Source organism: Aeromicrobium sp. 50.2.37 (genome assembly GCF_024655735.1).
In the GTDB taxonomy this organism is placed as follows: domain Bacteria; phylum Actinomycetota; class Actinomycetes; order Propionibacteriales; family Nocardioidaceae; genus Aeromicrobium.
In genome coordinates, this window is record NZ_JANLGG010000010.1 from 75,490 (window position 1) to 88,381 (window position 12,892).

Here is a 12,892-nt window from a genome sequence, read left to right on the forward strand (position 1 = left end):
GGAGCCGCAGACGCAGAACCCCGGCCGTGCTCCGGCGCTCACGGGGCCTGAGGAGAGCACATGCTCGACGACGACAAGAACACATCCACCGCCGAGACCAGCACCACCTCGCGCACGAGACGACGGGCCGCAGCCCGGCCCGCGGGACCACCCGCGGCCGTGAGCACCGACATCTTCGCCCCGCCCGAGGCCCCGGCGAAGAAGGCGCCGTCGCGTGCCGCGTCCGGCAAGGACCCCGCCACGAAGGACTCCGGCGCGTCCGATGCCGGCTCGACGCAGGAGGCCCCGGCCCGACGGACCGCCAAGAAGGCGGCCTCCTCGGGCGGGTCCGACGGCGACTCCGGGTCCGCCGAGGCCCCGGCGAAGAAGGCGGCGGCCAAGAAGACCACCAAGAAGAGCACCTCCGCGAGCTCGACCGCCAAGAAGACCGCGGCGAAGAAGTCGACGGCGACGAACGACGAGGCCGTCGAGGACGGGGCCGGACAGGACGCCCCGGCCTCGAGCGGCGACTCCGAGCGCGCGAGCGGCGGTGGCCGACCGGCCCGCAGCCGTGGCGGTCGCAAGCCCGCCTCCGACGACGGCGCCACCGCCGCCGTGGCGTTCCAGGCTCCTGAGCCGGTGGCGGCGCCCGCCCGCGACGACCGGTCCTCCGACGACCGTTCCGGCGATGCCGCCGGCTCGGACGAGCAGGGCGACGACTCCGGCGACGGAGCCGGAGGCGGCCCCAAGCGCCGCCGCCGCAGCCGCGGCGGCCGCCGCCGCAACAACAAGGGTGACGACAGCCGCGACGGCTCGGACTCCTCCGACGGCGCCGAGGCCGGCGAGGCCAAGGGCCAGGACGACGGAGCCGGCGGCTCGTCGAACCAGGACGACTCCGGTGACGGGGGAGACGGCGAGGGTCAGAGCACCAACACCCGCCGTCGCCGGCGTCGCGCCCGCTCGGGCGAGCGCGCGTCCGCCTCGCCCGACGATCCGGAGAACACCGTCGTGCGGGTCCGCGAGGGTCGCAACCCCGAGGACGAGATCACCGGCGTGACCGGCTCCACGCGCCTCGAGGCCAAGAAGCAGCGCCGCCGCGAGGGCCGTGAGGCCGGACGGCGCCGCGCGCCGATCGTGTCCGAGGCCGAGTTCCTGGCCCGACGCGAGGCCGTCGACCGTCAGATGGTCGTCCGCCAGCACGTGTCGAAGGGCTCCGGCGCCGAGAGCGACGCCTACACCCAGATCGCCGTGCTCGAGGACTCCGTGCTCGTCGAGCACTACGTGGCCCGCGAGTCGCAGACGTCGCTCATCGGCAACGTGTACCTCGGCAAGGTCCAGAACGTCCTGCCCAGCATGGAGGCGGCCTTCGTCGACATCGGTGCCGGTCGCAACGCCGTCATCTACGCCGGCGAGGTCGACTGGAGCGGCGTGCAGAACGGCAAGGCCCGCAAGATCGAGGAGGCGCTGACCCCCGGCCAGCAGATCCTCGTGCAGGTCTCCAAGGACCCGATCGGCCAGAAGGGCGCGCGGCTCACGAGCCAGATCAGCCTGCCGGGCCGCTTCCTGGTCTACGTCCCGGGCGGCCAGTCCAACGGCATCTCCCGCAAGCTGCCCGACACCGAGCGCGCCCGGCTCAAGGCCCTCCTCAAGGAGGTGCTCCCCGAGGACGCCGGCGTCATCGTCCGCACGGCTGCCGAGGGCGCAAGCGAGGACCAGCTGACCCGCGACGTCACCGCGCTCACGGCGCGCTGGGACGACATCAAGGCCAAGGCCGGGATCGGCGAGGACGGCACCCCGACGGCCAAGGGTCCCCAGCTCCTGTACGCCGAGCCCGACCTCGTGATCAAGGTCGTGCGCGACCTGTTCAACGAGGACTTCGCCTCGCTGGTCGTCGAGGGCTCCGACGCCTGGGACAACATCTCCGGCTACCTGCGCCACGTCGCCCCCGACCTCGCCGAGCGACTGCAGGAGTGGTCGCCCGCCGAGCACGACGGGCGCGACTCCTTCGACGTGCTGCGCATCGACGAGCAGATCCACAAGGCGCTCGAGCGCAAGGTCTGGCTGCCCTCGGGTGGCTCGCTCGTGATCGACCGCACCGAGGCCATGACCGTGGTCGACGTCAACACCGGCAAGTTCACCGGCTCCGGGGGCAACCTCGAGGAGACGGTCACCAAGAACAACCTCGAGGCCGCCGAGGAGATCGTCCGCCAGCTCCGGCTGCGCGACATCGGCGGCATCATCGTCATCGACTTCATCGACATGGTGCTCGAGAGCAACCGTGACCTGGTGCTGCGTCGCCTGGTCGAGTGCCTGGGCCGCGACCGCACCCGCCACCAGGTGGCCGAGGTGACGTCGCTCGGGCTCGTGCAGATGACCCGCAAGCGGATCGGCACCGGCCTGCTCGAGTCCTTCAGCACCGACTGCGACCACTGCAACGGACGCGGTGTGGTCATCACGGCCGAGCCGGTCGAGCCGAAGAAGGACGAGCCGCGCGGCGGTGGACGTCAGCGTCGCGGTCGCGGCGGCAACGGCGGCAACGGCGGCAACGACAACAGTGGGTCGAACGGCGGCGGCGGCGGCAACAACAACGGCGGCGGCGGCAACGGCGGCGGCAACGGCGGCTCGCGTCGCGGACAGCAGAAGTCGACGACGGACGAGGCCGACTCCTTGGAGTCGACGACGTCGACGACGACCTCGTCGTCCTCGAGCCGGTCCTCCCGACGGTCCGGACCCCCCAAGGACGTGCCGACGGCCGAGGACGGCGCCCCGGCGCCTGCCGAGCAGCCGGCCGAGCCTTCCCAGCCGTCGGAGCAGGAGACGCCTGCACCGGCCGTCGACGCGGCGCTCGAGCCCGAGAGCTCGGCACCGGAGACGGCCGAGCAGCCTGTCGACGACGCCGTCGCACCGGAGGCCGAGGCCGCTGCCGAGCCCGTGCAGGACCCCCTGCCCGAGGCCGAGCAGGCGTCCGCTCCCGAGGTCTCGGAGGCGGACGGCGACCAGGCCTCCACCAGCGAGGACGCCCCCGTTTTGACCGAGCCGGGTGACGGTCCGTAGAATGATGTGTCGGCGCGCCCTGCGCGCCGATCCGCATGCCCGGGCGAGAGCCCGGCACCGGTCGCCGAACCAGCCCGCTGCGTTCGCCCGGCCCTGCACAGCCCCAAGCCTTGGCAAGCACAGCTTCCAGCAAGAACCGAGTGAGGAATCCCGTGGTCTACGCAATCGTGCGCAGTGGCGGCACGCAGCAGAAGGTCGCCGTCGGCGACGTCATCGAGATCGACCAGCTCGGCCTGGCCCAGGGCGAGGCGGTCTCGCTGCCGGCCGTCCTGTACGTCGACGGTGACACCGTCACGGCCGACGCCGACTCGCTCTCCCAGGTCTCCGTGACCGCCGAGGCGATCGGCGGTACCAAGGGCCCGAAGATCACCATCCAGAAGTACAAGAACAAGACCGGTTACAAGAAGCGCCAGGGGCACCGTCAGAAGTACACCCAGGTCAAGATCACCGGCATCGCGAAGTAGAGGACTGAACTCATGGCACACAAGAAGGGCGCAGCCTCCACCAAGAACGGCCGCGACTCCAACAGCCAGCGCCTCGGCGTCAAGCGCTTCGGCGGCCAGCTGGTCAACGCGGGCGAGATCATCGTCCGCCAGCGCGGCACCCACTTCCACCCCGGCACCAACGTCGGCCGTGGCGGCGACGACACGCTCTTCGCGCTGTCGGCCGGCTCGGTCGAGTTCGGGACGCGTCGCGGCCGCAAGGTCGTGAACATCCTCCCGGGCGAGTAACCGGCAGAACATCCGTCGAAGGGGTGGTCCGCGCATGCGGGCCACCCCTTCGACGTCCCTGCACCTCCCCTCCACCCCCGTTCCCAGGAGCATCCGATGGCCGTCCCCACCTTCGTCGACCGCGTGACGCTGCACGTCGTCGGCGGCAACGGCGGGCACGGCATCGCGTCGGTGCACCGCGAGAAGTTCAAGCCGCTCGGCGGGCCCGACGGCGGCAACGGCGGCCACGGTGGCGACGTCATCCTGCGGGTCTCGGCCGACGTGACCACGCTCGTGGACTACCACCACGAGCCGAAGCGCAAGGCCGGCAACGGAGCGCCGGGGGAGGGCGGCAACCGCAGCGGCGGTCATGGTGGCGACCTCGTGCTCAAGGTCCCCGACGGGACGGTGGTGCGCTCCGGCGGTGAGCACGGCACCGGCGAGGTGCTCGCCGACCTCGTGGGCCCCGGCACCGAGCTCGTCATCGCCGCGGGCGGCCGAGGTGGTCTCGGCAACGCCGCCCTGGCGTCGGCCAAGCGCAAGGCACCGGGCTTCGCCCTCAAGGGTGAGCCCGGCCAGGAGCGCACGATCATCCTGGAGCTCAAGGTCGTGGCCGACATCGGCCTGGTCGGCTTCCCGAGCGCGGGCAAGTCGAGCCTCATCGCCGCGCTGTCGCGTGCCCGGCCCAAGATCGCGGACTACCCGTTCACGACCCTCGTGCCGAACCTCGGCGTGGTGACGGCAGGGTCGACCACCTTCACCGTGGCCGACGTGCCGGGACTCATCGAGGGCGCCAGCGAGGGACGCGGCCTCGGTCACGACTTCCTGCGCCACGTCGAGCGGTGCGCAGCCCTCGTGCACGTCATCGACTGCGCGACGGTGGAGCCCGGCCGCGACCCGTTGAGCGACCTCGACGTCATCGAGGCCGAGCTGCGTGCCTACGCCGACGGCCTCGCCGAGGGTGCCACCGGCAAGGACCTGCTCGAGCGCCCGCGGCTGGTGGCGCTCAACAAGACCGACGTCCCCGATGCCGCCCAGATCGCCGAGTTCGTGCGCGCCGACCTCGAGGAGCGCGGCTACGACGTGTTCGACGTCTCCGCCGCCAGCCACGCCGGCCTGCGCGAGCTGTCGTTCGCCATGGCCGAGATCGTCGCGCGACGTCGCGCCGACGCGCCCTCGCGGGAGATCACCCGCATCGTGCTGCGCCCCCAGGCCGAGGCCGGCGTGGGCCAGGAGTTCACCGTCGACCAGCGCCGCGGCCCCGAGGGCCAGCAGCAGTGGATCGTGCGTGGCGCCAAGCTCACCCGCTGGGTGGGCCAGACCGACTTCAGCAACGACGAGGCGGTGGGCTACCTCGCCGACCGCCTCGCTCGCCTCGGTGTGGAGGCCAGCCTCGCGAAGCTCGGTGCCGAGCCCGGCGACGACGTCGTCATCGGCGGCACGGCCGACCTCGGCTGGGAGGACGCGGTCGTCTTCGACTTCGACCCCACGATCGAGGCCGGTGCCGAGATGCTGGGTCGTCGCGGTGAGGACCAGCGCCTGGACCGCGACGACCGGCGGACGAACGTCGAGCGTCGCGAGGCGCTGGCCGCCAAGCGGGCGCAGGAGGCCGAGCTCCGCGACCTGCGCGAGCGCGGCGAGGAGCCCGACTGGACCTCCGAGGACGAGGACGTGGACCCCGAGGGCACGGGGGCATGACCCGGCGGGTCGTCGTCAAGGTCGGCTCGTCGTCGCTGACGTCGTCGACCGGCCACCTCGACCCGGCCAAGGTCGACGTCGTGGTGGAGGCCCTAGCCGCAGCCCGGCGAGCGGGTGACGAGGTGGTGCTGGTCAGCTCCGGTGCCATCGCGGCCGGACTGGGGCCGCTCGGGCTCACGACCCGTCCCCGGGACCTGCCGACGCAGCAGGCCGCGGCCAGCGTCGGCCAGGGTGCCCTCGTGGCGCACTACTCCGAGCGGTTCGCGACCCACGGCATCACCGTGGGCCAGGTCCTGCTGACGGTCGACGACGTGACCCGCCGCAGCCACTACCGCAACGCTCACCAGACGTTCGCCAAGCTGCACGAGCTGGGTGTGCTGCCGGTCGTCAACGAGAACGACACGGTGGCCACGAGCGAGATCCGCTTCGGCGACAACGACCGCCTCGCCGCCTTGGTGGCGCACCTCGTGCACGCCGACCTGCTGGTGCTGCTCTCCGACGTCGACGGTCTCTTCACCGGCCACCCGTCGCTGCCCACGTCACGGCCGATCCCCGACGTCCACGGACCGGAGGACCTCCTCGAGGTCGACGTCGCACGGGTGGGGTCGAAGGTCGGTACCGGCGGCATGGTCACCAAGATCGAGGCCGCGCGGATCGCCACCGGTGCGGGCATCCCGGTGGTGCTGGCCCGGGCCGACCGGGCGGTCGCGGCCGTCGCGGGAGAGGCGGTGGGCACGCGCTTCCACCCCACGGGCCGACGCCGGCCCACCCGGCTGCTGTGGCTCGCGCACGCGAGCGAGACCAAGGGCCAGCTGCACGTCGACGCCGGAGCGGTCGCCGCCCTGACCTCGCGCAAGGCCTCGCTGCTGCCGGCGGGAATCGTCGGGGTCAGTGGCGAGTTCGGTGCCGGGGAGCCGGTCGACGTCGTGGGGCCCGACGGCCAGGCGGTGGCCCGCGGACTCGTCAACTACGACAGCGCCGAGCTGCCCAGCCTCATCGGCCGGTCCACGCACGCGCTGGCCGCCGAGCTGGGCGCCGACTACGAGCGTGAGGTCGTGCACCGCGACGACCTCGTCGTCCTCTGACCCGACCCGCTGGGCACGCACGATGCTGCCTTCGTGAGCGAAGCGTGGATCGATGCTGCGATCGTGACGGGATCCGGTCGTCGACGCAGCATCGTTCGGTCCGCCGCGCGGAAATGCAGAATCCTGCGTCCGTCGGGCGTCAGGGGCGGTCGACGTCGACCCAGACGAGCCGGTGGTCCGAGGCGGGGAACGGGAAGGTGCCGGTGAGCCGTGACAGGGGGTCGGCCTGCGTGGGCCAGAAGACGTGGGCGTCGCGGATGCGCAGGTCCCGGCTCGGCAGCACGTAGTCGGCTCGGATGTTGCCCGGCGGCTCCGCGAAGTCGGCGGTGTCGAACCGTGGGTCGCCGCGGTGTGCGTCGTTCGCCCCACCCTGGAGCCGGGCGGCCTCCACGGCGCCCTCGCTGGACGGGGTCACCGACGTGTTCACGCGCGGCAGGTCGAGCAGCTGGTTCGCAGCACCGGGGAGGGAGTCGCCGTCGACGGGGTCGGAGTTCAGGTCGCCGGCGACGACGAACGAGGCGGCGGGGGAGAGGCCCCCGCGCCGGCCGCGGTCGTCCGTGATCCAGCGCGCCTGGCGAGGGGCGCCGACGTAGTCCGCCCAGAAGCGGATCTCGTCGGCGTTGCGGCGGCCGTTGCGGTCCTCGGGACCGTCGAAGACCGGCGGTGTCGGGTGGCTGACGAGCAGGTGGACCGACCGTCGGCCGACCTTCACGGGCACGTCCCAGTGCGACTTGCTCGACAGGCGCAGCACGTCGACGGCCTCGGGGGAATAGTAGTCGACCGGCATGCGGTCGCCCGGCACGTCCTTCCACAGCTGCTTCTGGAACGTGCGGATCCGCTTCTCGTCGATCGGGTAGCGACTCAGCACCGCCATGCCGTGCTGGCCGGGGAACGCGCCGAAGCCGTACGCGTCGTCGGGACCGTCCGCGGCCCCGTCGCCGTCCAGGTCGAGACCGGTGGGGACGCCCGTGTTGACCGGCGCCGTGAACGTGTACCGGTACCGGATCGGCTCCGCCCCGTTCCAGCCTCGCGCCAGGTAGTTCCGCTCGAACAGACGCAGCGCCTCCGGGTCGTGGTCGACCTCCTGCAGCACGAGCACGTCGGGACGGGCCCGCTGGATGGTCTCGGCGACCGCGCGAGCCTGGGCATTCGTGTCGGTCGACAGGTCGCGCCTCAGGTCACCCTCGGCCGGCCGGTTGAGCGAGGCGTTGAACGTCGCGAACCGCACCGACGGCTCGTGGAGTCTGCCGTGCCCGTGGGCCGCCCCTGGGTCGGGCGCGGACGACGCGGCGGAGGGCACGGCCAGGACCGTACCGGCAAGGACGAGCGCGAGCGCGACGACGGCGCGATTCCCCCGAATCATGCGTCCAGTCTGGTGGGTGCGGCCGGCCGCGTCGAGAGCCCGGGGGTGAACGTCCGGTGACGCGCCTAGGCTGGAGACGTGGGACGGACGAAGGCGTCCGACGCGCTGGTCGTCGGGGGCACGGGGATGTTGAGGGGCCTCGTCGAACAGCTCGTGGCGCAGGGCCGCCACACCGTCGTCGTGTCGCGGCACGCCGACGGCACCACTGCGGGTGCCGCGGCCGTGGCAGCGGACTGGTCCGACCCCGACCACCTCGCGGCGAGGCTCGCCGGCGGCAGGTTCGGGCTCGCGGTGCTGTGGGTGCACGGGCCACACCGGGAGGCGGTCACCACCGTGGTCGAACCGCTGCTGGACGAGGGTGCCCTCGTCGTGCAGGTGTGGGGGTCGAGCGGGCCGCCGCCGCGTCCGGACGCGGTACGCGCGGCGCGCGCCGACCTCACCGTCCGGCACGTCGTGCTCGGCTTCGTCCGGGAGGGCGGCCGGTCGCGGTGGCTGACCGACGAGGAGATCGTCGGCGGCGTGGCCACGGCCCTGCACGACGTGTCGCCCGTGCAGGTCGTGGGCATCGTCGAGCCGTGGGCCCTGCGATCCTGACCGGCCCACCCACGGCAGCGCCGACCGTCGTCGGTCGCGGACTACGATTCTCTCCGTGAAGGAACAGGTGCACGAGCTGGCCCGCCGCAGCCGCGTCGCAGCCCGGACGCTGGCGCTCGCGTCGCGGGCGCAGAAGGACGCCGCCCTGCTCGCGATGGCCGACGCACTCGTGGCCGCCACCGAGCGGATCGTGGCCGAGAACGCGGCCGACGTCGAGACCGCTCGCGCCGACGGCACCCCCGAGAACGTGATCGACCGCCTGCTCCTGGACGCCGACCGGGTGGCGGCCTTCGCGCAGGGTGTGCGCGACGTCGCCGCCCTTCCCGACCCCGTCGGCGAGGTCGTTCGAGGGTCCACGCTGCCCAACGGCCTGCGCCTGGAGCAGCTGCGCGTGCCGATGGGGGTGATCGCGATGATCTACGAGGGCCGCCCCAACGTCACCGCCGACGCCGCCGCGATCTGCCTCAAGGCCGGCAGTGCGTCGCTGCTGCGCGGATCGCGGTCCGCGGCCCGGTCCAACGCCGCGATCGTCGACGTCATGCGCGACGCGATCGCCGCCGCCGGTCTGCCCGCCGACGTGGTCCAGGCCGTCCCCGCCCACGACCGCTCCAGCGCCACGGAGCTCATGCAGGCGCGTGGGCTCGTCGACCTGGTGATCCCGCGCGGGGGAGCCGGGCTGATCCGCACGGTCGTCGAGCAGTCGACCGTGCCGGTCATCGAGACCGGGACCGGGAACGTGCACGTCTACGTGGACGCCGACGCCGACCTCGACATGGCGCTCGACATCGTGCTCAACGCCAAGACCCACCGCACCAGCGTGTGCAACGCCGCGGAGTCGCTGCTCGTCCACCGCGACGTGGCCGAGGAGTTCCTGCCGCGCGTCACCGAGGCCCTGCAGACGGCGGGCGTGACGGTCCACGGCGACGCGGCCTTCGCCGCCGTCCCGGGGGTCTTGGCGGCCTCCGACCACGACTGGGCCACCGAGTACCTGTCGCTCGACATCGCCGCCGCGGTGGTCGACTCCCTCGACGACGCGGTGGAGCACATCCGCACCTGGTCCTCGGGACACACCGAGGCGATCGTCACGCGGTCGATCGACGCGGCGCGACGGTTCACGCTGGGGGTCGACTCGGCCGCCGTCATGGTCAACGCGTCGACCCGGTTCACCGACGGGGGCGAGTTCGGCTTCGGGGCCGAGATCGGGATCTCCACGCAGAAGCTGCACGCGCGCGGCCCGATGGGCCTGCAGGAGATGACGACCACGACGTACGTGGTGACCGGCGACGGCCACGTGCGCTGAGCATCACGGGGTCGGGCACCACCACGTCGGCCCGCCCTGCGCGCGCTGGTAGATTGCGACCATGCTCGAGTTCCTGGTCGCAGCCGAAGAGTCCGCCGAGGGCGGCCACATCAACCCGTACATCATCGGCGGTGTCGCCCTCGCGATCCTGCTGGTCCTGCTGTTCGCGCTGCTGGCCTTCGGCAAGGGTCGCGAGCACTCCTGAGCACGTCAGGGTCCGTGGTCGCCGAGCCCCTGCCCACGCGACGACGTCGCGTCGGGGTCATGGGTGGCACGTTCGACCCGATCCACCACGGCCACCTCGTGGCGGCGAGCGAGGTGCAGTCGTGGTTCGACCTCGACGAGGTCGTGTTCGTGCCGACCGGCCGCCCTTGGCAGAAGGCCGACCGGGAGGTCTCGACGGCCGAGCACCGCTACCTCATGACGGTGATCGCCACGGCGGCGAACCCTCGCTTCGAGGTCAGCCGGGTCGACATCGACCGCGACGGCCCCACCTACACGATCGACACCCTCCGCGACCTGGCCGCGGACATGCCCGACGCCGACCTGTACTTCATCACCGGTGCCGACGCGATGGCAGCGATCCTCACGTGGCGCGACCACGAGGAGCTGTTCGAGCTGGCGCACTTCGTCGGCTGCACGCGTCCCGGGCACGAGATGGACGAGCAGACGCTGGAGGGGCTTCCCGCCGAACGCATCACGCTCGTCGAGATCCCGGCCCTGGCCATCTCGTCGACCGACTGCCGTGTGCGCGTCACGTCGGGTGAGCCGGTCTGGTACCTCGTCCCCGACGGCGTGGTGCAGTACATCGGCAAGCACCGTCTCTACTCCCCACCCCCTGCGGCGCCCCCGGGCGTCGTCCGGGGAACCGACCCCGACTCCGAGGAGTCCTCATGACCGCGTCCGACCGGGCGATCGAGCTCGCCCGCGCCGCCGCTGCCGCCGCCGGCGAGAAGCTCGCCACCGAGATCCTCGCCTTCGACGTCTCCGAGCAGCTCTACATCACCGACGTCTTCCTGCTGTGCAGCGCGAGCAACCAGCCGCAGGTGCGAGCCGTGAAGGACGCCGTCGAGGAGAGGCTGCTCGAGCTCGGCGCCAAGCCCGTCCGCCGCGAGGGCGAGCGCGAGGGCCGGTGGGTGCTCATCGACTTCAGCGAGCTCGTCGTGCACGTGCAGCACAGCGAGGAGCGTGCCTTCTACGCCCTCGAGCGTCTCTGGAGCGACTGCCCGACCATCAGCCTCGCGTCGGCATGACGCGTCGGGTCGTGCTCTGGCGCCACGGGCGCACGGAGTGGAACGTCGCGGGCCGGGTGCAGGGGCAGACCGACACGTCGCTCGACGACGTCGGGCGCGAGCAGGCTCGTGCGGCCGCCGCACGCCTCGCGTCGCTCCAGCCGGTGCGGATCCTCAGCTCCGACCTCGAGCGCGCGCGCGACACGGCCGAGGAGCTGTCCCGGTTGTCCGGCGTGCCGGTCGAGCTCGACGAGCGGCTGCGCGAGATGAACTTCGGCGAGCGCGAGGGCCTCACGTGGCGCGAGTCGTGGGACCGCTTCCCCGAGCTCATGAAGGCGATGCTGGAGGACCGCGAGGAGCGGTTCCCGGGGGCGGAGCTGCACGCCGAGGCCGGCGCACGCCTGTCCGAGGCGCTCGGCGAGGCGCTCGAGACGCTGGAGGACGAGCAGACGCTCGTGGTCGTGGCGCACGGCGCCGTCCTGCGGGTCGGGGCCTGCACGTTCCTGGGCTTCCCGGAGGCCACGTGGCGGACCTTCGCCGGGCTCTCGAACTGCTCCTGGATCGCGCTCGAGCAGATCTCACCGGCGCACGGGACGCGCTGGCGGCTCACCGAGTGGAACGCCGGCACGCTGCCCGAGCCGGTCATGTCCGACGACGAGTGACCCCGGTTTGAGTCGCTCCGCGGCAGGGTCTAGAGTGTTCACTCGGTGCTCGACCCGGTCGGGTGCCACCCGCGAGGGGCATTGGCGCAGTTGGTAGCGCGCTTCCATGGCATGGAAGAGGTCAGGAGTTCGAATCTCCTATGCTCCACTCGTAGGACAGAAGGCCCCCGTCACTCGTGATGGGGGCCTTCTTCGCGTCAGGCGGGGGCCTTCTGTCCTACGAATCGAGGCGAGGGATTCGGGGACGACCGAGCGCCAGCGAGGGAGGGAGTCTCCTATGCTCCACTCGAACGAGAGAAGGCCCCCAGTCCTCGGACTGGGGGCCTTCGTCGTTCCGGCGGGGGCCTTCTCCCGTTCGAATCGGGACTGGTGATTCGGGGGCGACCTGCGGCTGCGCTTTCTCGGCTCCTCGTGGACCTGTGCCCCGAAAGGGCCTCGACCGGGCAGCCGGTAGGGGGCCGGTCGGGCTCCCGGGCCGCGGCCTGGATGGTCAGAGGTAGCTGAGGCACGTATCAAGGGCGTTGGAGGTAGGTCTCGTACCTCAAGACCGCTTCGAGAGGTGCGAGGCCTACCTCCGACTGCGTCGTTCGGTGCCCCACCTACCTCTGACGGCCCATCGCCGCGTCGGTGAGGCGGGGCGAGACGAGGGTCGGGCCGGTCCCGTGGCGCGGGCCCGAGGGACCTGGATCAAGATGGCTCCATGACACTGACCGACACGGACCTCACCCACCTGCGCCGCTGCGTCGAGCTGGCGCGGGAGGCGCTCGAGCAGGGGCACATGCCCTTCGGCTCGCTGCTCGTCGGCGCCGACGGCACCGTGCTGCTGGAGGAGCGCAACGAGGAGGGCGGCGGTGACCACACGCGGCACCCCGAGCTCGCACTCTCGGTCTGGGCCTCGACGCACCTGACGCCGCAGGAGCGGGCCGGCGCCACGGCCTACACGACGGGCGAGCACTGTCCGATGTGCTCGGCCGCGCACGGCTGGGTCGGCCTCGGTCGCTTCGTCGTCGCCGTGCGGTCCGACCAGCTGATCGGCTGGCTGGAGGAGTGGGGCGAGGGGGCGTGGCCGGTGGCGCCGCTGCCGATCGAGCAGGTCGTCCCGGGGGCCGTCGTCGACGGCCCCGCGCCGCAGCTGGAGGACGAGATGCGGGCGCTGCACCGGGCCCGCATCGAACGGGACCGCGCGCAGGGGTGAGCACCGCACCGCTCACCGGA

13 protein-coding genes and 1 tRNA gene are annotated in these 12,892 nt (G+C 72.3%); 13 read left to right on the forward strand and 1 reads right to left on the reverse strand.

From position 1 onward, the window contains the following. Positions 1 to 60: 60 nt before the first annotated feature. The 5 genes from NUV38_RS07275 to proB all read left to right on the forward strand — a co-directional run bounded on the left by NUV38_RS07275 (position 61) and on the right by proB (position 6,526). On the forward strand, positions 61 to 3,033 hold the full coding sequence (locus tag NUV38_RS07275; protein ID WP_257728486.1) for an Rne/Rng family ribonuclease: 2,973 nt from the start codon (positions 61 to 63) through the stop codon (positions 3,031 to 3,033). Positions 3,034 to 3,185: 152 nt separating this feature from the next. Then, positions 3,186 to 3,497, forward strand: coding sequence for a 50S ribosomal protein L21 (gene rplU / locus NUV38_RS07280; RefSeq protein WP_055965138.1), 312 nt, complete (start codon positions 3,186 to 3,188; stop codon positions 3,495 to 3,497). Positions 3,498 to 3,509: 12 nt separating this feature from the next. Further along, a complete protein-coding gene (gene rpmA / locus NUV38_RS07285) occupies positions 3,510 to 3,764 on the forward strand; it encodes a 50S ribosomal protein L27 (RefSeq protein ID WP_257728487.1) in 255 nt (84 codons plus the stop codon). A gap of 96 nt (positions 3,765 to 3,860) precedes the next feature. Next, positions 3,861 to 5,441: a GTPase ObgE gene (gene obgE, locus NUV38_RS07290; protein WP_257728488.1), complete on the forward strand. Its 1,581-nt coding sequence runs from the start codon at positions 3,861 to 3,863 to the stop codon at positions 5,439 to 5,441. Further along, complete coding sequence (proB, locus tag NUV38_RS07295; protein WP_257728489.1) at positions 5,438 to 6,526, forward strand: glutamate 5-kinase; 1,089 nt, start codon at positions 5,438 to 5,440, stop codon at positions 6,524 to 6,526. The genes obgE and proB overlap by 4 nt, the downstream gene beginning before the upstream one ends. 139 nt (positions 6,527 to 6,665) lie before the next feature. Here proB and NUV38_RS07300 read toward each other — a convergent pair whose 3' ends face one another. Next, complete coding sequence (locus tag NUV38_RS07300; RefSeq protein WP_257728490.1) at positions 6,666 to 7,889, reverse strand: endonuclease/exonuclease/phosphatase family protein; 1,224 nt, start codon at positions 7,887 to 7,889, stop codon at positions 6,666 to 6,668. A 78-nt stretch (positions 7,890 to 7,967) separates the two neighbouring features. Here NUV38_RS07300 and NUV38_RS07305 point away from each other — a divergent pair, with 78 nt between their 5' ends. The 8 genes from NUV38_RS07305 (at position 7,968) to NUV38_RS07340 (ending at position 12,872) form a co-directional block, all read left to right on the forward strand. Then, positions 7,968 to 8,483: a hypothetical protein gene (locus NUV38_RS07305; RefSeq protein ID WP_257728491.1), complete on the forward strand. Its 516-nt coding sequence runs from the start codon at positions 7,968 to 7,970 to the stop codon at positions 8,481 to 8,483. 55 nt (positions 8,484 to 8,538) lie between these two features. Then, positions 8,539 to 9,783 carry a glutamate-5-semialdehyde dehydrogenase gene (locus tag NUV38_RS07310; RefSeq protein ID WP_257728492.1) on the forward strand — a complete coding sequence of 415 codons (1,245 nt, stop codon included), beginning with the start codon at positions 8,539 to 8,541 and terminating at the stop codon, positions 9,781 to 9,783. A gap of 61 nt (positions 9,784 to 9,844) precedes the next feature. After that, the gene (locus NUV38_RS07315) at positions 9,845 to 9,988 is read left to right on the forward strand and encodes a hypothetical protein (protein WP_257728493.1); all 144 of its coding nucleotides are present in this window, start codon (positions 9,845 to 9,847) and stop codon (positions 9,986 to 9,988) included. A gap of 14 nt (positions 9,989 to 10,002) precedes the next feature. Beyond that, on the forward strand, positions 10,003 to 10,680 hold the full coding sequence (gene nadD, locus NUV38_RS07320; protein WP_257728494.1) for a nicotinate-nucleotide adenylyltransferase: 678 nt from the start codon (positions 10,003 to 10,005) through the stop codon (positions 10,678 to 10,680). Further along, entirely contained in the window at positions 10,677 to 11,036 is a 360-nt protein-coding gene (gene rsfS / locus NUV38_RS07325) for a ribosome silencing factor (RefSeq protein ID WP_257728495.1), read from the forward strand. The genes nadD and rsfS overlap by 4 nt, the downstream gene beginning before the upstream one ends. Further along, positions 11,033 to 11,677, forward strand: a complete 645-nt coding sequence (locus NUV38_RS07330) for a histidine phosphatase family protein (protein ID WP_257728496.1) — start codon at positions 11,033 to 11,035, stop codon at positions 11,675 to 11,677. The genes rsfS and NUV38_RS07330 overlap by 4 nt, the downstream gene beginning before the upstream one ends. Before the next feature lie 75 nt (positions 11,678 to 11,752). Further along, positions 11,753 to 11,825, forward strand: a tRNA-Ala gene (locus tag NUV38_RS07335). Positions 11,826 to 12,377: 552 nt separating this feature from the next. Beyond that, entirely contained in the window at positions 12,378 to 12,872 is a 495-nt protein-coding gene (locus NUV38_RS07340) for a nucleoside deaminase (protein WP_257728497.1), read from the forward strand. The last annotated feature ends 20 nt before the right edge of the window (positions 12,873 to 12,892 follow it).

Bases quoted from the DNA above. Each gene is read 5' to 3' on its own strand.
- NUV38_RS07275 (WP_257728486.1), top strand. From the start codon at position 61: ATGCTCGACGACGACAAGAACACATCCACCGCCGAGACCAGCACCACC.
- rpmA (WP_257728487.1), top strand. From the start codon at position 3,510: ATGGCACACAAGAAGGGCGCAGCCTCCACCAAGAACGGCCGCGACTCC.
- obgE (WP_257728488.1), top strand. From the start codon at position 3,861: ATGGCCGTCCCCACCTTCGTCGACCGCGTGACGCTGCACGTCGTCGGC.
- proB (WP_257728489.1), top strand. From the start codon at position 5,438: ATGACCCGGCGGGTCGTCGTCAAGGTCGGCTCGTCGTCGCTGACGTCG.
- NUV38_RS07300 (WP_257728490.1), bottom strand. From the start codon at position 7,889: ATGATTCGGGGGAATCGCGCCGTCGTCGCGCTCGCGCTCGTCCTTGCC.
- NUV38_RS07315 (WP_257728493.1), top strand. From the start codon at position 9,845: ATGCTCGAGTTCCTGGTCGCAGCCGAAGAGTCCGCCGAGGGCGGCCAC.
- rsfS (WP_257728495.1), top strand. From the start codon at position 10,677: ATGACCGCGTCCGACCGGGCGATCGAGCTCGCCCGCGCCGCCGCTGCC.
- NUV38_RS07330 (WP_257728496.1), top strand. From the start codon at position 11,033: ATGACGCGTCGGGTCGTGCTCTGGCGCCACGGGCGCACGGAGTGGAAC.
- NUV38_RS07340 (WP_257728497.1), top strand. From the start codon at position 12,378: ATGACACTGACCGACACGGACCTCACCCACCTGCGCCGCTGCGTCGAG.